The 26,391-nt window shown below is 63.5% G+C and carries 24 protein-coding genes and 1 pseudogene; 9 read left to right on the forward strand and 16 right to left on the reverse strand.

What is annotated here, in order from left to right:
- Positions 1–351 precede the first annotated feature (351 nt).
- The 3 genes and pseudogenes from gspG (at position 352) to tnpA (ending at position 1,377) form a co-directional block, all read left to right on the forward strand.
- Positions 352–824: pseudogene (gene gspG, locus AC066S_RS33490) on the forward strand (type II secretion system major pseudopilin GspG).
- A gap of 98 nt (positions 825–922) precedes the next feature.
- Positions 923–1,060, forward strand: coding sequence for an ORF6N domain-containing protein (locus AC066S_RS33495; protein WP_478271654.1), 138 nt, complete (start codon positions 923–925; stop codon positions 1,058–1,060).
- Positions 1,061–1,071: 11 nt separating this feature from the next.
- Positions 1,072–1,377, forward strand: a complete 306-nt coding sequence (gene tnpA, locus AC066S_RS33500) for an IS66-like element accessory protein TnpA (protein ID WP_478271655.1) — start codon at positions 1,072–1,074, stop codon at positions 1,375–1,377.
- 134 nt (positions 1,378–1,511) lie between these two features.
- Here the strand turns inward: tnpA and AC066S_RS33505 are convergent, their stop codons facing one another.
- From AC066S_RS33505 to AC066S_RS33525, 5 genes are all read right to left on the reverse strand, one after another.
- Entirely contained in the window at positions 1,512–1,991 is a 480-nt protein-coding gene (locus tag AC066S_RS33505; RefSeq protein ID WP_478271656.1) for a DUF433 domain-containing protein, read from the reverse strand.
- Positions 1,992–2,168: 177 nt separating this feature from the next.
- Positions 2,169–3,734: an AAA family ATPase gene (locus AC066S_RS33510; protein ID WP_478271657.1), complete on the reverse strand. Its 1,566-nt coding sequence runs from the start codon at positions 3,732–3,734 to the stop codon at positions 2,169–2,171.
- Positions 3,731–4,336: a hypothetical protein gene (locus tag AC066S_RS33515; RefSeq protein ID WP_478271658.1), complete on the reverse strand. Its 606-nt coding sequence runs from the start codon at positions 4,334–4,336 to the stop codon at positions 3,731–3,733. Before AC066S_RS33515 ends, AC066S_RS33510 begins: the two co-directional genes overlap by 4 nt.
- 96 nt (positions 4,337–4,432) lie before the next feature.
- Positions 4,433–5,401: a metallophosphoesterase gene (locus AC066S_RS33520; RefSeq protein ID WP_478271659.1), complete on the reverse strand. Its 969-nt coding sequence runs from the start codon at positions 5,399–5,401 to the stop codon at positions 4,433–4,435.
- 193 nt (positions 5,402–5,594) lie between these two features.
- Positions 5,595–6,446 carry a hypothetical protein gene (locus AC066S_RS33525; protein WP_478271660.1) on the reverse strand — a complete coding sequence of 284 codons (852 nt, stop codon included), beginning with the start codon at positions 6,444–6,446 and terminating at the stop codon, positions 5,595–5,597.
- Between the two features lie 136 nt (positions 6,447–6,582).
- On the opposite strand from AC066S_RS33525, the gene AC066S_RS33530 reads away from it, so the two are divergent.
- A complete protein-coding gene (locus AC066S_RS33530) occupies positions 6,583–6,894 on the forward strand; it encodes a ribbon-helix-helix domain-containing protein (protein WP_478271661.1) in 312 nt (103 codons plus the stop codon).
- Between the two features lie 177 nt (positions 6,895–7,071).
- Here AC066S_RS33530 and AC066S_RS33535 read toward each other — a convergent pair whose 3' ends face one another.
- The 10 genes from AC066S_RS33535 to AC066S_RS33580 all read right to left on the reverse strand — a co-directional run bounded on the left by AC066S_RS33535 (position 7,072) and on the right by AC066S_RS33580 (position 18,223).
- On the reverse strand, positions 7,072–7,707 hold the full coding sequence (locus AC066S_RS33535; RefSeq protein WP_478271662.1) for a hypothetical protein: 636 nt from the start codon (positions 7,705–7,707) through the stop codon (positions 7,072–7,074).
- Positions 7,708–7,714: 7 nt separating this feature from the next.
- Positions 7,715–8,623, reverse strand: a complete 909-nt coding sequence (locus tag AC066S_RS33540; protein ID WP_478271663.1) for a hypothetical protein — start codon at positions 8,621–8,623, stop codon at positions 7,715–7,717.
- A gap of 269 nt (positions 8,624–8,892) precedes the next feature.
- Positions 8,893–9,054 (reverse strand): hypothetical protein, encoded by a 162-nt coding sequence (locus tag AC066S_RS33545; RefSeq protein ID WP_478271664.1) that lies wholly within the window; start codon positions 9,052–9,054, stop codon positions 8,893–8,895.
- A 238-nt stretch (positions 9,055–9,292) separates the two neighbouring features.
- A complete protein-coding gene (locus AC066S_RS33550; protein WP_478271665.1) occupies positions 9,293–11,590 on the reverse strand; it encodes a MobA/MobL family protein in 2,298 nt (765 codons plus the stop codon).
- A gap of 261 nt (positions 11,591–11,851) precedes the next feature.
- Positions 11,852–12,496, reverse strand: coding sequence for a DUF3102 domain-containing protein (locus AC066S_RS33555; protein ID WP_478271666.1), 645 nt, complete (start codon positions 12,494–12,496; stop codon positions 11,852–11,854).
- A gap of 243 nt (positions 12,497–12,739) precedes the next feature.
- Positions 12,740–13,102 carry a hypothetical protein gene (locus tag AC066S_RS33560; protein ID WP_478271667.1) on the reverse strand — a complete coding sequence of 121 codons (363 nt, stop codon included), beginning with the start codon at positions 13,100–13,102 and terminating at the stop codon, positions 12,740–12,742.
- Positions 13,103–13,730: 628 nt separating this feature from the next.
- Positions 13,731–14,576 carry a hypothetical protein gene (locus AC066S_RS33565; RefSeq protein WP_478271668.1) on the reverse strand — a complete coding sequence of 282 codons (846 nt, stop codon included), beginning with the start codon at positions 14,574–14,576 and terminating at the stop codon, positions 13,731–13,733.
- Between the two features lie 154 nt (positions 14,577–14,730).
- The gene (locus AC066S_RS33570; protein WP_478271669.1) at positions 14,731–15,942 is read right to left on the reverse strand and encodes a hypothetical protein; all 1,212 of its coding nucleotides are present in this window, start codon (positions 15,940–15,942) and stop codon (positions 14,731–14,733) included.
- A 6-nt stretch (positions 15,943–15,948) separates the two neighbouring features.
- Positions 15,949–16,392 carry a hypothetical protein gene (locus AC066S_RS33575; protein WP_478271670.1) on the reverse strand — a complete coding sequence of 148 codons (444 nt, stop codon included), beginning with the start codon at positions 16,390–16,392 and terminating at the stop codon, positions 15,949–15,951.
- A gap of 1,048 nt (positions 16,393–17,440) precedes the next feature.
- On the reverse strand, positions 17,441–18,223 hold the full coding sequence (locus tag AC066S_RS33580; protein ID WP_478271671.1) for an enoyl-CoA hydratase/isomerase family protein: 783 nt from the start codon (positions 18,221–18,223) through the stop codon (positions 17,441–17,443).
- 164 nt (positions 18,224–18,387) lie between these two features.
- Here AC066S_RS33580 and AC066S_RS33585 point away from each other — a divergent pair, with 164 nt between their 5' ends.
- The gene (locus AC066S_RS33585; protein WP_478271672.1) at positions 18,388–19,782 is read left to right on the forward strand and encodes a caspase family protein; all 1,395 of its coding nucleotides are present in this window, start codon (positions 18,388–18,390) and stop codon (positions 19,780–19,782) included.
- Here AC066S_RS33585 and AC066S_RS33590 read toward each other — a convergent pair.
- On the reverse strand, positions 19,779–21,869 hold the full coding sequence (locus AC066S_RS33590) for a molybdopterin oxidoreductase family protein (protein ID WP_478271673.1): 2,091 nt from the start codon (positions 21,867–21,869) through the stop codon (positions 19,779–19,781). The genes AC066S_RS33585 and AC066S_RS33590 overlap by 4 nt on opposite strands.
- 234 nt (positions 21,870–22,103) lie before the next feature.
- Here AC066S_RS33590 and AC066S_RS33595 point away from each other — a divergent pair, with 234 nt between their 5' ends.
- Genes AC066S_RS33595 through AC066S_RS33610 form a run of 4 tightly spaced genes read left to right on the forward strand, consistent with a single transcriptional unit; the run spans position 22,104 to position 26,388 of the window.
- The gene (locus tag AC066S_RS33595; RefSeq protein WP_478271674.1) at positions 22,104–23,078 is read left to right on the forward strand and encodes a tripartite tricarboxylate transporter substrate binding protein; all 975 of its coding nucleotides are present in this window, start codon (positions 22,104–22,106) and stop codon (positions 23,076–23,078) included.
- A 15-nt stretch (positions 23,079–23,093) separates the two neighbouring features.
- Complete coding sequence (locus tag AC066S_RS33600) at positions 23,094–23,564, forward strand: (2Fe-2S)-binding protein (RefSeq protein WP_478271675.1); 471 nt, start codon at positions 23,094–23,096, stop codon at positions 23,562–23,564.
- A 2-nt stretch (positions 23,565–23,566) separates the two neighbouring features.
- The gene (locus AC066S_RS33605; RefSeq protein WP_478271691.1) at positions 23,567–25,693 is read left to right on the forward strand and encodes a xanthine dehydrogenase family protein molybdopterin-binding subunit; all 2,127 of its coding nucleotides are present in this window, start codon (positions 23,567–23,569) and stop codon (positions 25,691–25,693) included.
- Positions 25,690–26,388 (forward strand): molybdate ABC transporter substrate-binding protein, encoded by a 699-nt coding sequence (locus AC066S_RS33610; RefSeq protein ID WP_135171480.1) that lies wholly within the window; start codon positions 25,690–25,692, stop codon positions 26,386–26,388. Before AC066S_RS33605 ends, AC066S_RS33610 begins: the two co-directional genes overlap by 4 nt.
- Positions 26,389–26,391: the final 3 nt, after the last annotated feature.

The following is a 26,391-nucleotide window of genomic DNA, read 5'->3' on the forward strand; positions in this document are numbered from 1 at the left end:
AGCCTTGACGGCAGCACACCGGATCAAGCCTACTTCACCCCGCTGCCGCTCCGCACGGCAGCCTAACCCCGGCAGAGGCTCCACTTATCGACGCGGATATTCTGTTCAGACAACCGGGGCCAGCTCAAGGCCATGTCTGGTGTAACCACCAATTTGCGATGGAAACGGAGCGTCAATCGCCTATTCCGCTGCGAGTTGTTGCCGATAAATTTGGCTCTGTGAATAGTTCGTTGCCCGGGCATTAAACCCTCCAGAAACACCTGGTACAAGCACGCGGGACGAGTTTCCGCAACCTAAAGCGCCGCTCTCCGATTTGCGGATACGGCTGCTAAAGCAATGTCAGGTTGAGCAATGCGCAAGCATCAGGAACGTTTGAATCGATCTAAACGCCACCTTCGCCGCCGCTTGTCGCACCAGGACGGGTTCACACTCGTTGAGATGCTCGTCGTGATCACCATCATTGGCCTCGTCGTCGGTCTCGTCGGCCCGCGAGTCCTCAACCATCTTTCGGATTCAAAGACCAAGGCGGCCAAGATCCAGATCGAGGGGTTAGCTCAGGCGCTTGACCTGTATTATCTCGACAATGGCTCATATCCGCTAACGAGTGTCGGCTTGGCTGCCCTTGTGCAGAAACCAAGCAGCGCAGAACGCTGGAACGGCCCATATTTGAAAGGCAATGCGGTTCCCAACGACCCGTGGGGCAAACCATATACGTATGCATTTCCGGGACACGCGGGCTGGCCTATGATCTCGCGTCTCTTGGAGCCGACGGCCGCGAGGGTGGCACTGAACAAGCTGCAGATATCGCCAACTGGCAGAAATAGCGCGCGCCGCCAGACCTGAACGACCTTCGCGGCAAGCGTGGCCCAGTGCCGCAGTGGCAGCAACAGATCGAGGCGGTACTCGCCCAGGTGGCCACTCGATGACGGCGCTGCAGCCCTTCATCCAGAGCCGCATCCTGTCGCTGCGCGAGCAGCGCGTGATGCTGGATGCCGACCTGGCGCAGCTCTACGGTATCCGTCCGGTGAAGGCCGCCTTGCCGAATGAGGCGTGTTGTTGAGAACTGTCCTTATGGACAGTGATAGGCGCAGTGCCCAAGTCGAACGGCTTGAGGTGGTGGACACGGGCCGGCGGCGGCGCTGGTCCGAGGATGAGAAGCTCAAGATCGTCCTGGAGAGCTTACAGGCACCGCGCCAGGTCGCGGCAACAGCGCGGCGGTATGGCGTTTCGCACTCCTTGCTGCTGCGATGGCGACGCTCGTTTCGGCCTGAGCCGAAGGATACCGCCCGTCAACCTGGCTTCGTACGGGCGATGGTGAAGCCGGAATCTGGGCCGCCGCCTTGTCCAGTCGCGCCGGCCAACAAAAACAGATGTTAGATGACGCGGAACAGATGTTAGCCGCTTTGTAAAACCGGTTAGCCACGCATCGCGGAGGCATAATACCCGCATAATACAGGCATAACAGAGTGCGATCGGAATTCTGCGAGTCAAGACAGATACTTGCGAAGGCTCTACTCGTCCTCAATGGCCGCATCCCCCCTGAACCCATATCCTTGCTCTACCCATGGCGCATTGCGCTCCAGCAGACGGCAGGCCTGCTGCAGGGCGGTTTTGATCTCGTCTCGTTCTAGCGACGGGTACTTCGCACGCACGATCTCGTCGACCGACGTGTCGGCCAGCATGGCGAAGACCGGCCCCGGCAGCACGCGCGTGTCCCGAAAGACCGGATCGCCACCCATAATGCCGGAGTGCCGCACGATGACGGGCTCGTCCGCCGAGAGGTTGCCGGCGATGGTATCAATGAGAGCGATCCGAGCGAGGAACTCGAGGGTGGATTCGTCGACCTTGCTCTGGCCGCCCCTGATGCGGCGCATCATTCCCGGCGAGACGAGGTGAACCCCGCATCCAAGAATATCGGCCATCGCCGCCTTGGCGGCTAACATCTCGGCGGGATTTCCGCGGAGGACGAGCAGCAATTCGCCATCGTACACCTCCGCATCCAGCAATCTCTTGACACTACCTCGCATAAATAACTATCCAAATAATCGTCAGCTTGCTGACGCTGGCCATCGCACCGCCCTCTGCGGACCATTGCTGATGCCGAAGGTCTGCGACGCGGAGAGCGGTCCGCGGGCGCGTTGACGAGATAGAAGTTGACGACGGCCATTTCAATTTCGCGCTGCCCGCTGATCGCGCTCGCGCAGGATCGCCTCCACCATGCGGCGCAGCCGCCGCATCGAGCCGCCGCGCCAGCTCTGGCCGATCGCGGCGCGCTCGACGCCGTCCAGCGGCGGCACCCAGGCCGCATCGAGACCACGCTCCCGTGCAAGGTCATCCAGCACAGCCGGCAGCAGCGCGTCGAGGTCTTCGGCTGACGGCTTTGGGAACATCACGACGCGAAAGCGGTCGCGGATCGGCGAGGGCAACGGCTCGATGCTATTGGCAGTCGCGATGTAGGAGACCTGCGAGACATCGAGGGTCGTCTGAAGTGCGGGATCAGGATAGCGGGCGCTGGTTTCAGGCTCCAAGAAGCCGAGCAGGCAATCCCACAAGCGGCCGTAGTCCGACCGCGTGCCCGCCTTTTCCAATTCGTCGATTAGCACCAGCGGGTTTCCAATTTTACCTCGCGCAATTGCGAGAAAGGGATGGCAGGGTTCGACCGAATACCAGCGCCGATCGGTGCCGCCAAACACCGCGCCATCGGAGCGCGACGCGTCCTCCCGCCACACGCTGACGCCGAGGATTTCGCCGAGCCGACGGGCGAATCTGCTTTTGCCGGCGCCGGGATCACCAACGAGCAACAGCGGCCGCAGGCGAACTGTCGCGCGGCCGACGAGGTCGGCCAGCGTGAAGTCGATCACGTTAAGCGCATAAGGAAACTCGAATGCAAGCGCGTTGCGGCCCCTGTGCAGTGGCGGCACCTCGACCAGCGGCAGGGGCGTATTGATGACGTGCGCGAGTGGTTTGAGGATTTCCTTCAACTTGGGATTCATCATCTCGCCCTTCTCGAGGCGAGCCACCATGACGTGGCCGGCGGGCATGGCTTCCGCGGTCGCCGCCGGCGTCACTTGCAAGGTGGCTGCCCTTTCCTGCTCCTCGGCCTCCCGTTGTTTCCGGTGCTCTTCCGTTAGCTTCCGCCGGACTGCTGTCTTCGCGGCAGTGACACGGTGCTCCGTCATGCGGGCGCCAAGATAGGCCGCATTCGTCGCCGCCGACGCGCTTCTGGACAGCATGCTGGTGCAGGCCGGTAGCGCTGCCCAGCCGAACGTGAATCCCTCGAGATCGCAGCAGAGCTCCTGCTCCACGTGCCTGGCGCTCGCATAAAAGGCCTGGACCAGCGCCTTGCCGACCCTTTGGTGCTCCTCGATATAGTCGGACCCGTGCGGCGTCGGCAGCGACAGCAGCCGGACGCAATCGGCCAGGCTCCTGATGTTCGGCTGGTCCTGAGCGACCGCACGATGGTCGAGCTCGGCCGCGAGCGCCAATGCGCTGTCAAGCGTGCGCGCGACCGCCCAAGCGACGGTGTGCGGCAGTTGCGGGCACAGCTCATGGATCTCTGCGATCAGCCGCTCGATGACGTGCTGGCTCCCATCGGCGATCAGCATGGCGTAGCGCAGAAGGCGCGGTAGTCCCTTCAGGCGCTCGTCACGGTCGGCGGAATCCGCCGCCGCGCCTGTCGAGACGGCGTCTTCCACGACAGCCGGAAGATCGGCTGTCTCATCCTCAGAGCTCATGCGTGCTCTGCCTGCACGCAGAGCCGGACAAGCGTGGTCGGGCTCAGCGGTTGGGAGAAGAGATCGAGACAGACGAGATTGGCGCAGGCGAGCGCCATCACTGCCACCGCGGGATCACCTTCTCCGTCCAAAGACTTCAGGAGCTGGCCGAGCGCCATCGGCCCCTCATCGAGCAGGACTTGCTGGATGCGCAGGCGCAAGCCGACCGGAACTGCCGCGCCGCTATACGCCCAGACCAGGTTCGCGTTGGAACGGCGCGGCTCGCGCCGGATTTCTTCAAGGGTCAGCTCAAGCGGCTCGAGCTTGAGCTCATCCCATGCGATCAGCACGAGACCTCCCTCGTCGAGGTCGACGATGCGTCGCGCCGGCACGATGTCGAGGACATAACGACCATCATCGCGCTGGAGGACGACGGCATCGAGCGCGACCTGCGCGGAGGCAACCTGAGCGCTGGCGACGTAATCGATGGAACGCACCTGCGGATCGAGGGACGCCTGAATCAGTGCATCCCGGAGTGCCGGGTGTCGCACAGGGATCGCCGTCGTGGTCTTGGCCGAGATAAAAGAATCGTTGGGGCTATGGGCGTCTGTCGTGTCACACATACTCTTGCACCTTGTTTTACCGTCATGGAAAGGACGTAAGCACGTCCGCCTGCGTCCGGTCGTCTTCGCTATCCGTCATGGCATCTCGCTGCCCCTTCAGATCTCGATAGTCAGTTTTGGATCGAAGCTCCGGTTGTCCCAGGCGCGCTGCTGTGGCGGCCAGGGTCCGTTGCCTTTTGCGTTCGAAACCACGCGCGTTGCGCCGACCACGGTATCGTCGGACTCGTGGGTATGGCCGTAGATCCAGAGGTCAGCGGGCTTCAGTGCGCCGCGTCCATCATTGGCCGCCGGGCGCATGAGAGCGGTCAGGTCGCGGCGATAGGCGGCGCTGAGCATCTCGTCCGGCCGCGGGGGATCGGACGGCAGCGAAGTCGCGCCGGGATGAGGGGCATGATGGGAGATCACGACAAGCCTGCCCGGACGGGGTCCGCGCATCTGCGATTCGAAGAACGCACGAGCCTGCTGGTGCCGGATCAGCGCGTGGAGCGGTCGGAATCGCCTGGCATAGCCCCCGATCCGGATCTTCCGGAAATCATTCATCCGCTCGCCCGCGAGAAACATGGCGCGATCCGCGTCGCCGAACAGATCGAAATCCGTCCACGTTGTTGCGCCGGCGAAAGTGACATTGCCGATCCGGACGCAGTCGTGCTGCAGCACATGAATGTTCGTGCCGACTGCCGCCGCTCTCGCCTTCTCGACCGTCCGATCGATATCGGCACCATAGAATTCGTGGTTGCCGGGTACGTAGATCACCGGCCGATTGGGGATGCGTTCGAGCAGCCACCTCACGCCCCGCTCCATGCGCGGGATCAGATCGCCGGCGACCACCAGGACGTCGAACCGCGGCCGCGCATCCGGAGCCGGCAGGTCCCAGCCGCGCGTTAGTTCTACTTGCAGATCCGACACAACCCATAGCCGCACGTCAGTCCTCATCATTTTCGTGATCATCAAGAGGCTCGGCATCAAGCAGCGTCGCCACGAGCTCTTCCGGCAGCTCATCGATGCCAAGCGCGAACACGACGTTCGCTGCTCCGCAGAGCGGACATTCATGGCGGTGCGGCTCATATTCGCATTCGCCCTCGCGCTCACAGGCCCCGCACCGGAATCGAGCCATCCTATCGCTCCATTCCGCGCGCTGGCGGGCTACCCCTTCCGGGGGCACGCGAAGCAAGGCCCCTGCGGTCGACGGATGTGCTCGCTCCGCTCCTGGCTTGGCCTTCTGGCAATGCCCATGGCGGAAAGCACCCTGTTGATGGCGTCAGCATGCTGCTGCGGCCGATCCCTCCAGCCCGCAGATGTCACAGGTCCAGCTCGCGCGCTGGAGGGCGAGGCTGATGGCGTCTTCGATCTTCGCGCGACTCTCGCCCGAGACCTCGCCCTCCCACTTGATCCAGAGCAGGCCCAGTTTGGTGCCGATACTGACGAACTTGAAGGTTTCGTTATGCGCCAATGCGGCTTCAATTTTCCGGCAAAGCTGGTCGAGAACATCACGCCACCCTGACCGGCAGGATGGATAGCCGAACGATGCTCGAGGCTTGGCCTGCACGTTCGCGAACAGCTTCGGATGAGCTTGCATGAGATCGATGCGCCAATCCGCGGTGACAGCCGTCTCAGGCCTCCCTGTTTCCCGAACTGCCGGGTCCTCGTCAGCGAAGCGGTCGGCCAGGCGGTCGTAGCGCCGCGCCACTATCCGGTAGCCGTCCGCCGTCGACACACGGACAAGATGGACGTTCTCCCGGCCAGACGGGGTTGGAACCAGCTCGCCTTGGACGTGGGCGGCGCAACGGATCATGTAGACACTGCCCACAAAACAAAGCTGTCCCTCCTCGCCGCACGACTCGCAGGTGCAGGCGGAGCGTGCCTTGGCAAGCGCAATCGCTTCGTGCAGCCTGGCGGCGGTCTGCGGCGTCACGTCACCACGCCAGTAGACCCGCAGGCTGCCGGATTTCTTGTCGATCTGGATGACCCGGATCGTCTCGCCCGGCTGCAGCGCCGCTTGCATACGCGCGCAGATGCGCTCCAGCAGATCGCGCCAACCGTCGGCGACGTCCGGCAAGGTCCGCGCTGGCGGCGGATCGCCCGCCGGGTGAAATAAATCCGGGTAGGCCATTACGAGCTCCCCCCGCCAATCCCTCTCGTCACGCGCCATCACAATCCCTCGCAACCACCGCTGTGACCGGGAACGAACCATAAACGATCACACATGTCAACGTTCATCTATATACATAGTAGGATAGGCTATATCCATGTCCGGCAAGTTACCTATGGCCATTTGGCCGAGCCCGGCCTACATTCGGCACGGCTTCAAGGATTCGCCTACCGGCGAATCCTTGCCCCTCATCACCCACGGAGAGCCCATGGCCGAGCAAGGAAAACCCGCAAGAGCAGGCAAGACGGCAGTCCCGCAGCCAAGACGCAACTTCTTCGCAACTCTGGACGCCGAGCTGATCAAATCGATCAAGCGCGTCGCTCTCGAGGACGACACCAGTGCCTCGGAGATTCTTGAGGAGGCTGCGAGAGACTGGCTCGAGCGGCGTAAGAAAGCGCCAAAGCGCTAGCCTTGCTGGTGGGTCGGCAGCGAGGGCGCGATCGCGCTTGTGCGACTTGGAGCGCACCCTCGCGAGTTCGATCCCCGCGGGCCTCCTTTGCGCAGCATGCATCCGCGCCAGGCTCGGCATGTTTACGCGCGGCGAGTCCGATGGGTAGTGTGTTGGTTTTGAAAGACGACAGAAAGCTCATGCGCGGCCTTCCCTGCGCGGGCACACGGCGTCGAAGGCCCGGAGCGTCTTCAGCAAGGCTGTCTCGGCCGGGGTAAAGCCGCCGCACCGGAGGCGGAACTCAAACCAGGAGCCGCACAGCTGATCTGCTTTTTGGGCATCGTGCTCGGCGCGATCGATCACGTGAGCGAGCACGAGCGCGCACCTGGGCTCCCCCTCGAGCGCGAGGGACAACAAGGCAGTCATCGCAATGTCGGTCTTGATCCCGCCCAAGCGCGTGATCGGCATCAACGAGCGCACCAGCGCGATGGCGGCATTCGCATCGCCCGTCAGCGCCGCCTCGACCACGGCGCCTTCGATCAGCCTTGCGACCTCTTCGAGGGCGGACCGGACCGTGAGGTACTCCGCCACCCGAAAGGCGTCAGCCGGCATCGACCGCCACCAGCGCAGAGGGCAGATCTCGACGAGCGCATGGACGATCGGCGATGAGACGTCAAGCATCCTGCCATCGTGATCCGCACGCGGATGCGTCGCCGCCCCTCCGGGCGGCTCGGTGCTCTCGATCAGCGCGCCGCCTTCACCATGATGGCCGCCAAGACGGGCCTCGCCGTCTTGCCGGGGCTCGTGCCCCGGCATCGTCGTGGAATTGGACATCCGGCCGCTAATACTTCGCGTGCGAGATCGGCCCAGGAGTGCGCGGGCGCACCCACTTGGTGCCAGCGACATGCGCTCCCGCGACGAACTTGGCCGCGACCGCGGCAGAAAAGAAGCGCCAGTCGACCTGGAAGCGCAGGCGATCCTTGATGCCGGCGATCGGCACCACCACACCTAAGGCGAGGAGATCTGCGCGGAGCTTCTTGATGTTTTTCCTGAGGCTCGGGGTCTCGATGTCGCGCACCTCCGATCCGGCCCGGACCACGAACCCATCGCGATCGTGGTGGCCGCGCGCCCAGATGCCGCAATAGTCGAATTCAAGCTCGCCTTCGGCTGGCGGCGCCACCGGCAAGCCGATCTCGACGACGGCGTTCGCAGCCTGATTGTCATCGAACTCGGCCTCCGCGGGCAGTTGCCTCACAAGATTGGTGTTGAAGATCCGGCACCCCGCATCGAACAGCAGGCGACGGCCATCGGCCACCAGCCGCTCCAGGACTGCGGCGTGTTCGACCAGGCAAGGAAGATCCCGCGGCTCAACGGTGTTGGCTAGGGTGACCAGACCCGCCTCTTTGGCGAGTCCGTTGAGACGATGCGCGAGGCGGAGCCGCGCCGACCATGGCAGTGCCTGTGGCTCCTGCGCGTGGAGCAGGTAGGCCTCCGCGCCAAAGACGTTGGAGGAGTCCGCGGCATGCTCGGCGACGCTCCAGACCGCGCGATTGCTCTCGCCGATATAGGCTTCGTCTTGCCACACAATGACGTAGCACGCAGACCACAGCTCGCAGGTGGCCGCCAGGCTCCTGGCCATCGCCAGCGGAAACGCCGTGACCGCGAGCTGGCCGGCCGGATCGTGGATCTGGCGATAGTCCTCGACGCCACCGAACGGGCGATAGATCGTGTGGGTGCAGGGCTGCACCATCGGGATGGTCTCGTTGGGAAACTTCATGATCGATCTCTCTGTCCTCTGAGAGATCGCGAGGTCGACATCGGACCGGCTGACGCGCCACGGGACGCCCTGCCAGATATCGCAGGGCGCAGGCGTCGCAGCTTGCGTGATATGATCCGCAGACATCGCGGACGCCAGGATTGGCGTCCTCGACTCGCGGAATCGCCAACGCAAAGCCACGGATCGGGACCGATTCATGCGACGCCGTCGCGCCGCATGACGTCAAGCCTCGCGACCCGTGCCTAGTCGATAGAAAGGGTGATGCTGGACAGAGACATGCCGTCCGCCGTGGGCCCGACACCGGGCACTAAAGCGCAACCGCCGGTCACATCGGACCGGACACAGAGCATCGGGGAGAACGGAAGAAGGATCGCCGAATCGGCGATATAGTGGCTCTTAGCCATGACTGACTCCTGTTAAGTCGGTTTTGGTCAGGCCGTCGTTGGTGTTGGTAGCACCGGCGGCGGCCGCCTCGCGGGGATCCGCGAAGACAGTTGGAATATGCGGTCTGTTCTCGAAATATTCCAGCTGGCACGCCAATTGATGGTTAACGACGGCAGGCAACAGCCTTTTGAGACAGGACGGTGTTCTGCCTGCCGAGCATGAGCTGATGCACGAGCGCAAGACCGCAGTGTCCAAGCATCAAAAACGCGGCGCTTGGTAGTCGGGCTCCTCCGTCTCGACCGCCTCATCATTAAGGCCGGGAATTTCGGCAGGCCACTGCGGGATCGGCTGGGGACGCCTCGTCGGCTGAAGCTTCGCGTTCCTAATAGGCGAAACGACGCCCTCACGCCGAAGCCCGGACGATTGCCGCGTCTTCCGACGCAGGAATTCGGCAAAGTCCTCGTCAATTTGCCGCTGCCGCCTGAAACCGACCTCGAGTGCGAGGGCATCGCGCGCCGACCTGCTTGGATCGGGTGCGACCTTCCAGGAATCGTCCTGCGGGAGCATTTCGAGGCCTTCGAAGGGTTCGGACGACGAGCCGGCGGTTCGCCTCGCATCGGCACCAGCAGCCCCGCGTGGGCTGTCGTTGCCCGACGTCCCGATGGGCGCAACCGCTGAAGCCAGGCCGGCGACCGCGCTCGGCTCGATTGGAGCGGTGCGCGTCGCTCTCAGGTCCGCCGGCGATCGAGGAGGGTTGGAGGTCACGCCAACTCTGGGCGGCCGGCGAGCCTCACTGCGATCTCCAGACGTTCGAGCGATCGCCTCGGACGAGAAAGCAGCGGTTCGCCTCACGTCCCCGCCGGTGGCCACGCGCCGGCTGTCATTCCCCGGGCTCGCAATGGGCGCGACCGCTAAAGCGAGGGTGCCGACCTCGCTCGCCTCGAGTGGAGCGGTGCTCGGTACCCTCAGATCTGCCGGCGATCGAGGAGGGCTGGAGATCACGCCCACTCTGGGCGGCCGGCGAGCCTCACTGCGATCTTCAGACGTTCGAGCGATCGCGTCGGACGAGGAAGCAGCGGTTCGCCTCACGTCATCCCAACCGGCGGCCACGCGCTTCTCACTGTCCGACGTTGCGATCGGCGCAACGACGGATGCCGGCTCGGCGACATTGCTCCGCCCCGCCGAGGAGGTGTTCGGCACCACCAGGTTTGCCGGTGATTGAGGATCGCAGCCCACATCCACCTGCAGGGCAGCATCGAGCGCCTCCGCCAGCTGCGCAGCAACCTTGTTCGCCTCAGAGCTCGCGAAGAACGCTGCGGCGATCCCGAGTGGATCGTGGCGCGCAATGTCGTCCTTCATCTCGCTGTAGAACGCCCGCGCAATGAGATCCCGGGCAGAGGCGCTGGGGGCGCGATTGATCATGAACACGCCCTCAGCGGCACCAGCGATCGCGATCAGATCGGCAAGACGTGCACCTCCCTCGACTACCAGGCCCGGCCATTCGAGCCGGCGCGCAAACCGCGCGACGATTGAAGCATCTTCCGAGCTGCCGATGTCTGCGATCGTGAAGGCCCGACCGTCGAAGGCTACAGCCGTCCCGCTCAGCGCCAACGCCGGCGAGCCCGATGCCACCTCCAGCTCATAACCGGCCTTCTGCGCGGCATCCGCAAACCGCCCCAGGAGTTCGGCAGCCTCCTCATCGTCACAGTAGTACGTGGCCGCGTTCGTCACCCTTACACTCGCAACCACCGGCCTCGGGGCATGCTTCGCTGCCATGCGATCTCCCTTCGGCTGGCGGCTCGCCTTCAGTTGCTCGATCGCCTCGACATGCCTACCTTCATTGTACATCCTCCACAGCACCCGCGTCAGCCGCAGCTCCGGAGCGCCAGCTCCTCTCACATCATTGCGGCGCGGATCGACGTAGGCTTCGACGCCAAGGATCGTGCAGCCCAACGTGAGCCTCGCCGCGACAAGGGCCCGTATGTACCTGCAGCCGTCGCGCCGGAACAGCGCGTTCCAAGCTCGCACCTTCAGACCGAAACCGCCCTGCTTCAGCTCACGTTGCGAGAGCCAGGCGTGGGCATGCGGGTTCGGCTCACCGTCGCTCGCGTCCACGCACTCGACATCGAGCCGCACCGCCATCCCGAGCTCGACGAACGGCAACAGCGCAAACGCCGCAAGCGGCAGCAGCAGCTCACGGGCGACCCCGCGCGGTAAGGCAAAATCGAGAACTCTGCCTTCTTGTGCGTTCCGCCGCGTCTCCCTAGCAATGACGGCCTTGCAAAAATTCTCCCACTCGGCGAACTCCTCCGGTGCCCCCATGGGCAGCAGCACGCTTCCTCCGACGTGATAAGAGGCATAGCGGCGGTAGTCGACATGCCCGAAACGATGGTCTGCGGTTGAGCACGTCTGGTAAGCGAACCGCACAGCAACGTCGTCATCCTTGCTGGTTTGAAGGACGCGGGTGTGGATTGAGCAATGCGACACGTTGATCTCGAAACGTATAATGGACGATGCGCCAGCATCGCATGCGTTCCTGCAAGCCGAAAATTGCACCCATTGCCGCTAAGGACCGCCCTGTTCATCGGGAGTGCGCAATCCAAGCCATATCCATAGCAATCCGTCTCTCTGCAGAGGCGCTTTCACAAACAGATTGGAAAGGCTCGCCGACGAGCTGGACAGATCTCCGCGCCATCATGGCCGCGCCGTCGGAGCAAAGCTCACCTGCCCCGAAGGCCTACACATAAGGTCGCGGCCCAAGATGCCCGCAACCCTCGTGACCTCAAGCTGCATCACCAGGTGAGCAAGACACGCCGATTAGGCTGCGGGCAGCCGGCGGGTCAATGGCATGCGCACGCGCACACTGTTCTGACGCAGGTCTTTCGCGATGCGCTCCCGAAAGCTCTTCATGAAGAGCCGATCATGTGCCCCCGGGCTGGCCCCGAGATACTTCTGCAGTGCCATCTTCGTGGAGATGCCGATCTCGTTCGCAAGCATGTTGGACATCGCGGCAGCACCCTCGGACACCAGCTGGTCGGCGTTGCCCGCCTTGCCCTTTGCCCGCCGAATGCATTCCTTCACAAACTCGACCGTCAGCCGTTCGCCACGGCGGGCACGCGCCAGGATGTCGACACAGGTGGCCTCGTCAACCGATGGCGCGGCGAGATCCAGCGCGGCGCTGAGCGGCACGAGATACACATCCTCTCCATAACGATCGAACAGACCCGCCAGATTCATGTAGAGCTGGGCCGTGCGCGGCTCGAAGCCCGCTTCCAGACGGCACCACTTCAGGAACACCCGGCCAGGGAGGCTGGCCTTCGCCTCGCTCAGGGACCTGCCTATTTCCACGGCCGTCCGCGTCAGCAGTCTAACACCCAGGCGGATCACGCCAGCAAGCTCGCGCAGCTCCTCCGCCCTGTCCGGCGCAACCTGATCGTAATTGAACTGCTCCGCGCCCGTCACGATAAGTACTCCTGATGACATCTCTCGTCGCAAACCTTAAACCAATAATGAGAGCAACTTTTCGAATTTGTCAACAATATCAAAATGATGGCACCTTGCGACAGCCTCAGCGGACCGCATCGCGCCGAATGCGAAAAATTTTCGCATTCGCTGCCTCGGACAAGAAGCGTGCAGCGGAATCGACTGATCGAAGGAAAGAGTTGCGCGAGGACTGCAGGGATGGCCGCGTCGGCTTGATCGGCCTTACTTGTTGAGGAGGGCCGAACATTCGGACTTGATGGCGATGTCCGTCGGCCGATTAACCATCGATTCAAGATAGTCCCGGAAGTCAATCCACCAGGCAGCTTGGCTGTGAGCAGCTATCTCATCTATTGCAGCCAGGCGCACGACGAGTACGACGGTAACAGCCTGCTCGATGGCCTCGGGGGATACGTCAGGCGCCCGCACTTTGTCTAAACTGAACAGAACGTGCGCTGGTAGTTCGCGCTTAACGATATACAGCCACTTCTCACGAATGCGGCTGGCCCATTCGATCTGCTTTTTGCTGCCGATCAGCTTGGTCGCAGCGGCCGCCTCTTTGGTTCGCTGAACCGAATTGGAGATCATGCAATCGCGCTTTGACTTATGCGCAGTGAGGCAGGCCTCGCACAAAGTACCTCTGGCAGCGCGAATCTTAATCTCGTTTGAAGAATCGCTCTGAGATTTGACGCGCATTGCAGAGTGCCCACACGCGTGCGTGACCTGCATCTGGGGAGTATTGCCAACCATATCCTTCGCAGTTCCTCTTAAGAGGACGCCTGGGTGGGCGTCCGGATCTACATCAGACCGCACCTTGATGAAGATAGGCTTTTCAACATCGCGCCTCTAGAGTCCGGATCGGCGGTCCTCGTCGCCAGCGCATTTTGGCTCGTGGGCCTCACCATCAACGTGCGAACCACCTCTTTCGACACCGCTGTCTCACCGCTCTGTGCGGGAGTCCTCCCGCGATCTGCAGCTCGTCCAGATCATGTCCATCCAGCGCCCCAGTCGGCCCAGCGCATGTTCGCACGGACCAGTGTGCTCACAATCCAGAAGCGACGCGAGGCGTTTGCGGTGCGACGGCTTGATCAGTTGCAGGCTGAAAGGAACATCGCACAACAGCTTGAGACTGCTGGTCGAGCAGGCGAGACGCTGGACTAACTCCTCGCCCGCTTCGTCACCCCGGCGCTTGAGCCGTTCCAGCCGCGCGCCGAGCCTAGTCGGCGCGCGGAAACCTCAAGGCCTGGTGGGCCGCCTCCATCATGGTAGCGATCCAGCTTGCGATGCGCCCCTGCGCGACAGACGCGGACAACGCGTCCAAAGGATTGCCCTCACGGTCAGGCCACAGCTTGGCGAGCTTCTCCGGATCGGCCGTGACGAACTTCACCAGGTTCAAACCCGGCGTGCGGTCAACGGGCTGCCACAGCCGGTCGTCCATGCGCGGCAGGACGATTTCGTTGACGCCGGCACGCATGCTGGCGAACTGATCCGGCTCGAGCTTCAAAAGGCGGGGATCAAAACCCGACGGGAAAACGGTGCCCACCCGGTGGTTCAGAACCCAGACCGGCCGCGCCAGCGGCAGTGCAGCCCGCACCAGTTCAGTCGATGCCGTCATCGCACGCATGGCGTCCAGATTGGACGTTGTCACCAGCGCGACGATCAATTGACCGCCGCTCTCAGTCACAACCTTGTCGAGACGCACATCGCGCAGGAACTTCAGGACCGGCACGTCCCAAGTAGCGGCAGTGTCCAGCACGAGGCTGCTCCCGTCCCCCGCTGAAGCGACCGCTCTGGTGAGCGGCGAGAACGCCCGCAACACCGCGAGCGGGTCTTCGGAGGCCGCCTCCAGGAGATCGGTATCGATCGTGACGACGTCGTCGCCGAGCTTGGCACGAAGCCGCTGCTGGACGTCCGCCGAAAAGACGCGGACCTGGTAACCGACCGACCGCAGGATCAAAGTGATGAGTTCAGCGAACAAGGTCTTGCCCTGGCCGCCCAAGGCAGAGAGCACAACGATGAAGTACCAACCGGCGGCGGGATTGGGGGTTTTGACTTTCGGCATAGGCTTCTCCTTCTCTTGAGAAGCCGAATAGGTCACAACCGAGAATCGAAAGCTCCCACGAACCCAACAAAGAAAACGTCGTAGATCGTCGTAGACTGCCGGAATCCGACGTCGTTCGTCGTGTTTTGTCGTAATTCGTTGGCGGATGCCGTCTTCAACCGACACGCCGCCAACGCTTGCAGGCGCGCGCCAGCTTCAAGAGAAACTGCGCGTCGCTTTCCGCTTGAGCGGCCGCCGCGAGATCGAGCGTGGCTACCGGCAGCCCGGTCGCGCGCGCCTTCGGTGCGATCGCCATTTTCCCCTTCGTTCTGCGGGGTTTTCGGTTGTTCCAAAGTTGCCACACCTGGTGATGGTCGCCCATACGGGCGCGACGCACGAGTTCAGCAATCGAATCCATCACCACTGCGTGACACGCCCGCCAAAGGCGTCGCCGGCGCCGCTGGCCCGGCAATTCCGCCTCGCCGGGACGCCCATCCAGCATTCCCGAAAGCCGCTGCACAACCACCAAGTGCTCATTGAGTGACACCCAGATCGTCAGCATCGACCCGATCACGTCTTGCCGCACGCAATCCGAATTTGGATCGTCAATCAACACATCGATGATCGCCGTCACAAGCTCTTGCACCGCGGCCTTCGGCCGCGCGGCCGCCGGCTCGAGCAGCAGATCGAGGACATCGAATGCCAAGCGGGCCGCCGGCATCGGTTCAGCCCAATCGTAGAGCGTTCGCCGCCCGGGATTCTCTCGCGCCGGATCCCGGGTGGCCCGACGGACCCCTTCCTGCACCCGTTGAAGGAAGGCGGAAGCTGCCTCCGGCTCATAGACAATGAAATTTTCAATGCGCTGCCGAATGTGGGCTGGCTGCGGGTCCGGCAGATCGCCGAAAAAGTACACGTTGGCAGCATCAAACGGAAAGGGCATCGATCGGACGGCCACCAGATGCGGCTGCTCCGGAAGCTGACGCATCGCGGCATTCACGACGTGCGGCGCGACGGGAGCATTCACGACCGCTGTCCGATAAATGTCCCCATACACCTCTGGATGTTCTAAAGCCTCAGCGGTGACGGGAGCCACGTCGATGTTCGAAAATGGATAGCGTCCGGTCAAAGCATCGTACGCGGCGGGATGGATTTCGTCCGGGATCGACACCTCACGTCCTGAGCATGCTCGTTGCGCCGCATCCGCCAAAGCACGCAGCTGCGACACCACCGCACTGATCCGGGGTGATTTCGCGCGATGCTCGCACCTCCATATGAACGATTGCTTTATCTCATCAAGCTCAATGAGCTTGATGTCGATTTCCGCAGCAGGAACACCAATTCGCTTGAGGAGAGGCTTGAGCTTCCCACGATAATCGTCTGACGGCATGGCGAACTAGCTCCTCCTCGGCCTGCCAAACAACACCTCGCCCTTTGCGGCATGAGAATGCGCATCCCTGATGCCTTGTTTGAATTTGCTGAACTCCGACGAATTCGCCCGGTCTTGGTCCCATGTCGAGGAGCTTGCTGTCTTGATGTCGTCAAGCACCTGGCTGGACTTGAGGCAGATCTCGGCCGCCCCCCGATCACTGGCGCCTTTCCTGGCTCTCACCATATAGCTGGAAAGCGAATTCCCGCTGAATTGAGCTCCCCTCCGACCCTGCGCGCCTCCGGCCGTGAGCGCCCGGGCTATCTGCTCGTGGGTGTAGCCTGCCGCGCGGAGCGCTTCGAGCAATCGGAGGAACCTGGAAATCACCGTCTGAGTTTTCGGCGGCCCAAACTCTGTAGGAGCGAGCGCCTCGATGACGGGTTGCAGAGTTTCGGAAAGGCTCGCTTTCATGATGGTCTCGTGGTGTTTCAGACGGAACGTAGCGACCAATCCTCCGTGGAAGATACAACCAATGTCCAGACGGATCGCATGAGATCGCATCGAATACTTGGGGAGAGAGGTGCAAATCTTCCGGCGGGACGATATCTGCCAGATCCTGTCACTCGGTCCATATGCGCCGGTACTGCAGGCCCAGGCTCCCGGACATCTCACCGACGATCCATCCTCGAGTTTCCGTCTGATTCAGACATTTCCGTTTAAATCGAGCAATCTCGAGCCGAAAGAGCTGACAGGTGGAGACCTTCTTGCCAGTTCGCCCCTACCAATTTGACCGCAAACGGCAGTGAATCGTGAAATGCTGCCCATCAGATCGGAGTTCCTAGGAGCAACCAGCTTGAACCTTGGAAGAGCCCCGCCTCTCATCTCGGGGCTGTGCTCCGGTTTCATGAGCATCTCGAGACCTTCCTGCGTTGTTAACCATTGGCATTGAGATGTTGTTGTTCGAGCTAACCCCGTGTGCTACCTAGGCACCCGACTGTGGAAGCCCTTATGCCACGTGAGGCCCGGGGGAAGTTGAAAGTACAATAACGTAGTGCTTTCTGTCTAATCGCATGTCTTGACCCCGTATGGGGGTGGCAAAAAGAGCGTCTCTCCGGAGACGCTCTTTTTTTGCTTTCATGTATCCGGCAAGGCGCGCGAGCGCATCTCTCGCGTTCTGCCGTTTGAGCAAATCGCATGAGGCGCGCATCGACTACCATCTGGCATCGGCGTGGACACTGACGCGGGTTCTGACCACTTCGCCTGATCGTCCGAGGCGCGCATCTTGCTGGCTATTGGCATCAGTGGTGCAGACGAGCTCCGGCGAGCTGATGCATTCCCTCGGAGATAGATCCGGATTTCTGAGCCTCCAGAGACCGCTTCCAGCTTCATCGCCAACTCGCCGGTTTGTTGACGGGCCGTCTTTTTGTTCGACTTCAAAGTCTCCAGTTCGGCTAGCGCCCATAGCCAGAATGCGCGGTCCGGAAACCCGCCAGGCGAGACGGAAGTTGAAGGTACGCATTTATCTTCCCGACCAGGACGGTTTGCGCTTCTCGCTGAAGGCTTTCAAGCCTTCCTTGGCGTCCTCGGTCATCGCCAGCAGCGCGATCTGGCTTTCGGTGTAGGCGATGCTTTCGTCGAACGACATCGAGGCGATCGCGCGCATGGCATATTTGCCGCGGCGGATCGCTGTCGGGGACTTGTCGACGATGCGGCCGATCAGCCAGTCAACCTTGGCGTCGAGCTCGGCGGTGGGCACGACGTAATTGAGGAGGCCCGCGGCCTGCGCGGCCTTGGCGTCGAACGGTTCGCCCGTGAGCGCCCATTCGTTGACGAGGCGCGGCGGCGCGATGCGCTGGAGCAGGCTCAGCACTTGCATCGGGAACACGCCGACCTTCACCTCCGGCAGGCCGAAAATGACATGATCGGCCGCCACTGCCATATCGGTCATGCAGAGCAGGCCCATGCCGCCGGCCATGCAGACGCCCCCGACCCGCGCAATCGCCGGTTTGGTAGCGTTCTGTGACAAACGTAACAGATCGGCATAGTCGACATTTGGTTTGGAATGATCCATCGCGAAAGCCGCGCCGGAATTCTGCAAATCGGCGCCCGCGCAGAACGCCTTGTCACCCGCGCCCGTCAGGACGATGACGCGGACGTCCTTGTCGTCATGCGCGTCGCGATAGCCTTTGGTGATGCCGGCGATGACGTCGCCGTTCAATGCGTTGCGCTTTTCCGGCCGGTTGATGGTGATCCAGAACGCCTGCCCGCGCTTCTCGGTGATGATTGCTGTGGTGTCGGTCATGGTAGGCTCGCTTCCCTGGCTCCGTTTTGCAGCCATTTGCGGCAGGACGGGCCGCGCACGCAAGGGCAATCTGCCATCCCGTCACCATAGCGTGTGGGCGCAACTTCACTTGCCGATTGTATTGTGAGTGACGGCCGCTATCCTGTCCGGAGATTTTGATCACCATGAGCCATTTCATGCGCGCCGCGATGATGGTGTTGCTTACAGCCCTGCTGGTGCTGAGCGGCGGGCCTGCAAGCCGCGCGGCCGACGTCGCGAAGATCGCGCTGGTGATCGGCAACGCCAGATATCCGGACAACGAGTTCGTGCTGAGCGACGTCGCCAACGACGCACAGGACGTCGCTGAAGAGTTGAAGCGCGACGGTTTCGTCGTCGACCGGCAGAGCAATCTCACGGCCGACGCCATGCGGCAGGCGCTTGATCGCTTCTATGCCCGCATCGAACGCGGCGCAGTGGCGCTGATCTTCTTCGACGGCTTTGCCATTCAATCCAACCGGCAGACCTACCTGCTTCCGGTCGACGCGCAGATCTGGACCGAGCCTGATGTGGCGCGCGACGGCTTCAGCCTCGACAGCATCCTCGCCGAAATGAACGCGCGCGGTGCCGCGATTAAGGTCGCGCTGATCGACGCCTCGCGGCGTAACCCGTTCGAGCGACGCTTCCGCCGCTATTCGGCGGGCCTTGCGCCGGCGATCGCGCCGAGCAATTCGCTGGCGCTCTACTCCGCGGCGCTCGGCGCGGTCACGGCCAGCGGCAAGACCGATCACGGCCTGTTCGTCGCCGAGCTGCTCCGCGAGATGCGTGCGCCGAACATCAGCGCCGAGCAGGCCTTGATCAACACCAAGAACGGCGTGATCGCCGCCACCAAGCGGGAGCAGGTGCCGTGGCTGTCGTCCTCGCTGACCACGGAATTCTCGTTCGCAGGCTCGGTGACCCGGCCGCCCGACAGCAAGGGCGACCCGACGCCGACGAAGCCCGAGCCTCAGAAACCGGAGCTGCAGAGACCGGTCTGCGAGGCGCCGCAGGCAGAGCCTCCCCCGAGCGCCGACGATCTCGCCAGGGATCCGGTCATCGCCGACCTCACTCGCAAGATCGCGGCGAACGCCAATGACATCGTCTCGCGCTACAAGCGCGGCCAGGTCTATGCGATCAAGCGCGCTTATGCGCTCGCCAGGCAGGATTTCGACCTCGTGATCAGCAGGAATCCGAGGGATGGCGAGGCGTTCAACAACCGCTGCTGGGTGCGCGCTGCGACCGGCGACCTGCAGGGTGCGCTGGCCGACTGCAATCTGGCGCTCCAGATCAATCCCGGCTTGAGCGATGCGCTCGACAGCCGCGGGCTCGTCAACCTCAAGCTCGGCCGCAACGCGGAAGCGATCAAGGACTACACCGACGCGATCCAGCGCAATCCGCGCTCGTCATCGTCGCTGTTCGGCCGCGGCATCGCCACCCGCAAGAGCGGCGGCGACGGGGCCACCGATATCGCGCAGGCGAAATCCATGAACCCCGATATCGCGAAGGAGTTTGCCGGCTACGGCGTCACGGAGTGCAGCCCCTAGGCCGTCGCGGCCTTCCTGATCCAGATCTTGTTGTCATGGAATGCGGCCCCGCCGATCGGCGCGACGGTTTCGGCGCCCGTCAGCATGTTGATGCCATGGCCGCCGATATGGTTCTTGTTGGGGTGAACGGATTCCGCGATCAGGACGCCGCGCCGCACGCCGTCGAACAGGGTTGCGATCAGCGTGGTCTCGCCGCGCGTATTGCCGAGCGTCACCGCGTCGCCGTCGGCGATGTCGAGTGCGGCGGCATCCAGCGGATGGATCATCACGCTCGCCTTGCCCTCGCGGGCCTGCGAGGACGGCGTCTCGTTGAAAGTGGTGTTGAGGAAGCTGCGCGAGGGGCTGGTCGCGAGCCGGAACGGATGGGCCTGATCGGTTTGCTCGATCACGGCCCAATGATCCGGCAAGGACGGCATCCTGTCGACATCGCCCATGGTCACGCCGAATGGCGGGTGCGCCCAATCGGCCCTGAAGTGGAATTTGCCGTCGGCATGGGCGAAGCCGTCGAGATAGTGGGACGTGCGGAAATCCGGTTGCAGGTCGCGCCAGAGATCGGCTTCGAGGCCGCCGATGTCGCCGTGGCCGCTGAGCTTCAGCGTCGCGTCGATCAACTGGCGTGGCGTCATCTCGAAACCCCGATGCCTGGCGCCGAGCCGCGGTGCCAGCGCCTGCAGGACCTCGTGGTTGGAGCGGCATTCGCCGGGCGGGTCGATCAGCTTCGGCCCGACCGAGATGTGCTGGTGGCCGCCGCCGTAATAGAGGTCGTCGTGCTCCATGAACATGGTCGCGGGCAGCACGATGTCGGCCATCTGCGCCGTCTCGGTCATGAACTGCTCGTGCACCGCGACGAACAGATCCTCGCGCGCAAAGCCCTGCCGCACCAGCGCCTGCTCCGGCGCCACCGTCATCGGGTTGGTGTTCTGGATCAGCATCGCCTTGACCGGGCCCTTGTCTTGCAGGGCTTCGGCATCGCCGGTGAGGATGCGGCCGATCTGCGACTGGTCGAGCGCGCGCGTCGACTTGTCGATCGCGTCGTGACCTTCGATGATGGATTCGTTGAAGTGCCACAGCGCGTAATTGTTGAAGAAGGCGCCGCCGCCTTCGTATTGCCAGGCGCCGGTCACCGCGGGAATGCAATTTGCCGCGTGCATCTGCGTGGCGCCGTTGCGGCTGCGTGTAAAGCCGTAGCCGAAGCGGAAGAAGGTGCGCTTGGTCTCGCCGACGGCCTTGGCAAAGGCCTCGATCTCCGCCACTGGCACGCCGCAAATGGCGGACGCCCATTCCGGCGTGCGCGTCTTCAGGTGTGCCTCGAGCTCGGCGGGGCAATCGGTGTATTTGTCCATATAGGCGCGGTCGGCATAGCCGTCGCGGAACAGGACATGCATGACGCCGCAGGCAAAGGCGCCGTCGGTACCGGGCCGCAGGATGATCTTGATGTCGGCCTGCTTCATGGTCTCGTTGTCGTAGATGTCGACCGCCGCGATCCTCGCGCCGCGCTCTTTCCGCGCACGGGAGGCGTGCGTCATCACGTTGACCTGGGTGTTGACGGGATTGGTGCCCCAGATCACAACGAGATCGGACAGCGCCATCTCGCGCGGATCGACGCCGGCGATCTTGCCGGTGCCGATGGCAAAGCCGATGCGGGCGACGTTGGCGCAGATGGTCTGATAGAAACGCGAATATTTCTTCACATGCGTGAGGCGGTTGAGACCGTCGCGCATCACCAGCCCCATCGTGCCGGCGTAGTAATAGGGCCAGATCGATTCCGCGCCGAACTCGCGCTCGGCCGCGCTGAAGCGGTGCCCGATCTCGTCCAGCGCCTCGTCCCAGGAAATCCGCGCGAATTGCCCGGAGCCCTTCGGTCCAGTGCGGCGGAGCGGGTACATCAGCCGCTCAGGATGATGGATGCGCTCGGCGTAGCGGGCGACCTTGGCGCAGACGACGCCGGCGGTGTAGGTCTGCTTTTTCGAACCGCGGACACGACCGATGCTGCGGCCCTCGACCACCTCGACATCGAGGGCGCAGGCGGAGGGGCAATCATGCGGACAGGTCGAATGGCGGATTTCGATCTTGGCGTGCTGGTTCATGTCCCAGTTCGTAACACCAAAATACCTGCCAGCCGAGGGGCATTTATCCGGCAGCGCCCATGCGATTTGCTCAGACCGTGCGCGCCGGCGGTTCCTGCTGCAACAGCGAAATGCAGACGGCCACACCGGAAGTCGCCGGCTATTCCCGGCCCAATCGCTTTTGTGAGGCGTCGACAGTCAGCATTTCCTGCCGCTACAGTGCCGGCCAACAAGAACGACACCAGGGAGGTGGGCATGATCGCCCGAAGATTCGCGCTGGCATTGGCGGCCGGCCTGCTTGCCGCGTCCTCCGCAGTCCCCTCCTCCGCACAGGATTATCCCACCCGGGCGGTCCGGATAGTCGTGCCGTTCGGCGCCGGCGGGCCGGCCGATGTCGCGGCGCGGCTGATCGGCAACGTGCTGCAGGAGAACTTCGGCCAACCCTTCGTGATCGAGAACCGCACCGGCGCGGGCGGCGTCATCGGCACGATTGAGGCGGCGAAGTCGCCGGCCGACGGCTACACGCTGCTCATGATGTCCAACACCCAGACCGCGAACGAATCGCTGCTGACGGCGGACAAGCGCAAATACGAGTTGATGCGCGACCTCGTGCCGATCGCGCCGGTGAACTATTCCGATCTCGTCATCGTGGTGAACCCGGGTGTTGCAGCGAAAACGCTGCAGGAATTCATCGCCCTCGCCAAAGCGCAGCCAGGCAAGCTGAATTACGCCTCCTCCGGTCAGGGCACGCCCTACCATATGGCCGGCGAGCTGTTCAAAGCCATGACCGGCATCGATATCGTCCACGTGCCCTACCGCAACAGCGGCGAAGCGCGCAGCGGCGTGATCGGCGGGCAGGTGCAGATGATGATCGACGCGGTACCGGCGATGGCGCCGAACGTCGCCGAGAACCAGGTGCGCGCGCTTGCCACCACCGGCAAGCAGCGATCGACCGTGCTGCCGAACGTGTCGACCGCGATCGAAGCCGGCGTCCCCGGCTATGAGGCGACGATCTGGCTCGGCCTGATGGCACCGGCCGGCACGCCGAAGCCCGTCGTCGACAAGCTCAATGCCGCCGTTAACGCCATGGTGAAGCGGCCCGACGTCGTCAAGCTCTGGACGGAACAGGGCGCCGTGCCCATGTCCATGACGCCGGAACAGTTCGACAGATTCCTGCGCGGCGACATCGAGAAATGGGCCGACGTCGTCAAGAAGTTCGACAAATCCTGAGGCCGCAGCGCGATCATGCCGATCATTCAATTCCGTCTCAACGGCGCCGCCATGGCCGTCGATGCCGATCCCGATCAGATGCTGCTCGATGTGCTGCGCGGCCGTCTCGGCGTCACGGGGGTGCATTTCGGCTGTGGTGCCAACGAGTGCGGCGCCTGCTATGTGATGCTCGGCGATCGTGCCATGGCCTCCTGCGACATGCCGTTATGGTCGGTAGCGGACAAGGATGTCGTCACGGTGGAAGGCCTCGGTACGATAGAAGCACCACACCCGCTGCAACGCGCCTTCATCTCCGAACAGGCGATGCAGTGCGGTTATTGCGTCTCCGGAATCCTCGTCAGCGCCGCAGCGCTGCTGAAACGCAATCCGTCGCCGACGGAGGCGGAGGTCAGAGCCGCACTGGATCGCAATCTGTGCCGTTGCGGATCGCATAACCGCATGATCCGCGCCGTGCTGCGTGCGGCTGCGGAGATGGCGGCGTCATGAGCATGCCATCCCCGGTCCCGAAGCTGCCGGTCAGCCTCATGGCCAATCCAAGACTATCGTCGTGGGTGCGGTTCACCGATGACGACCGCGTGACGATCTCGCCCGGCAAGGTCGAGATCGGCCAGGGCATCGTCACGGCGCTGGCGCAGATCGCGGCGGACGAGCTCGATGTCGATATCGGCAGGATCGAGATGATCCGTGCCTCGACGGCGACCAGCCCGAATGAAGGCGTCACCTCGGGCAGCCTGTCGATTCAACAGTCCGGCCGCGCGCTCCGCCACGTCTGCGCCGAGGTGCGCCAGCGCTTTCTTGCCGTGGCATCGGAACGTCTCGGCGTCGATGCGGCGCTGCTCGATGTCGACGACGGAACCATCTCGGGTCCCGGCAATGTCAGGACCAGCTATTGGGAATTGAAGGGCGACGTCTCACTCGACCAAGATGCCACCACGGACGCGACTGCGAAGGGCGCCGCCGAGCGCAACGTCGCCGGGCATTCGGTCCAGCGCGTCGATATTCCCGACAAGGTGTTCGTGCGCCCGCGCTTCATCCACGATTTTGCGCTCCCCGGAATGGTGCACGGTCGCGTGCTGCGGCCGGATATATCGGGTGCCAAATTGATCGCACTCGACGAGGAGGCCGCGCGCGCGGTTCCCGGCCTCGTTGCGATCGTCCGCGACGGCGGCTTTGCCGGCGTGGTCGCTGATACCGAGGCGGCGGCGGACACAGCGCTCAGGGCCTTGCGCAAGGGCGCAACATGGTCGGCTGGCGAGACGCTGCCCGATGAAGACGATCTGGCAGGGTTTCTCAGGAGCCAACCGGTCGAGACCGCCATCATCGACACCAGGATGGCGGAGCCGGCGCGCAAGCCCGCCCAAACGCTCCGCCGGCAATACACCCGTCCCTACATCGCGCATGCGTCGATGGCGCCGTCCTGCGCCGTGGCACAATGGGACGGTGATCGTGTTCACGTCTGGACGCACAGCCAGGGCGTCTACCTGCTCCGCGCCGATCTCGCGATCGTGCTGAAGCTGCCTGCAGAGAATATTGTCGTCGAACACATGGAGGGCGCCGGCTGCTACGGGCACAATGCGGCCGATGACGTCGCGCTTGACGCCGTGCTGCTGGCCGCGGCCGCCGGCGGCCGTCCGGTCCGGGTGCAGTGGTCACGCCACGACGAGATGTCGCACGCGCCGTTTGGCGCCGCGATGGCGATCGAGATCGAGGCCGACCTCGATGCGGGCAATGACATCGTCGGCTGGCGCCACGCGATCTGGAGCAACGGTCACGCCGCGAGACCCGGACGCGCGACAGAGCCGGCGCTGCTGGCCGCAACCGAGATCGCCAATCCCTATCCGCGCATGATCTCGACCAACCCGCCGGCCGCGAACGGCGGCGGCGCCGACCGCAACTCCGTTCCGCTCTATGATTTTCCGGCCTGGACGATCACGAGCCACCGGCTGCTGACCATGCCGGTGCGGACCTCGGCGCTGCGGACGCTGGGCGGGCAAGGCAACGTGTTCGCCATCGAGTCCCTGCTCGACGAGATCGCCGACCTGCGCGGTGAGGACCCGATCGCGTTCCGCCTGCGCCATCTGCGTGATGAGCGGGCGAAGCATGTGATCCGCGTCGCGTCGCGGCGCGCCGCCTGGAAACCGCAGCAGCGTCCCGGCATCGGTTACGGCATCGGCTTCGCCCGCTACAAGAACTCGGGCGCCTATTGCGCCGCGATTGCCGAGATCGAGGGCGCCGACGATATCCGTGTGAAGCGGCTGACGCTCGCCGTCGATGTCGGCGAAGCCATCAATCCGGACGGCGTCATCAACCAGATCGAGGGCGGCGCGATCCAGGCCACGAGCTGGGTGCTGAAGGAACGCGTCCGGTTTGACCGGACCCGCATCACCTCGACTTCGTGGACGGACTATCCGATCCTGACCTTCAGCGAGGTGCCGGCCGTGGACGTCGAGATCATCCAGCGGCCGGAGATCGAGCCGGTCGGCGCCGGCGAGGCCGCGCACGGCCCGGTGACGGCGGCAATCGCGAATGCAGTTTACGATTGCCTCGGCGTGCGCGTGCGCGACCTGCCGATCACGCGCGACAGGATCATTGCAGCCATGGAGCGTACGTCTTGACGACACTGAACATCCTGAGCGGCGGCGCGGCACAGGGCCTGGTGCGTGGCCTCACGGAGGCTTTCAGAGCGCAGACCGGCCTCGGCATCGAAGGTGAGTTCGGCGCGGTCGGCCTCATGGCAGACAAGCTGCGCGCGGGAACGCCGGCCGATCTCGTGATCCTGACGCAGGCTCTCCTTGCGAACCTTGCCGGGGAAAAGCTCATCGTCCCCTCCTCGATCACGGATGTCGGCCGGGTCGAGACCGCGCTGGCGGTCCGCAGTCGCGATCCCAAGGCGACGGTGACAACCGAGGCCGATCTGCGCGAAGTACTGCGCGGTGCCGACGCGATCTACGTCCCCGACACCAAGGCCTCGACCGCGGGGCAGCACGTCGCAAGAGTGCTGGACCAGCTCGGCATCGCCTCTGAGGTCGCCTCGCGCCTCAAGATCTTTCCGAACGGCGCGACCGCAATGCGCGAGCTTGCGAATTCGACCGCGACGCGGCCGATCGGCTGCACCCAGGCGACCGAGATCATCGCGACCGACGGCATCATGCCATCGGGATCGCTGCCGCCGGGCTGCGAGCTCGTGACGATGTATACGGCCGGCGTGACCGTGCGCGCCGCACATCCGAAGCAGGCCGCCGCGCTGATCGCGCTATTGAGCGGCGCAGATCGAAAGGATCTGCGCCAGCGCATCGGCTTCGTTGGATAGACA

The organism is Bradyrhizobium sp. CFUWI (assembly GCF_056429085.1).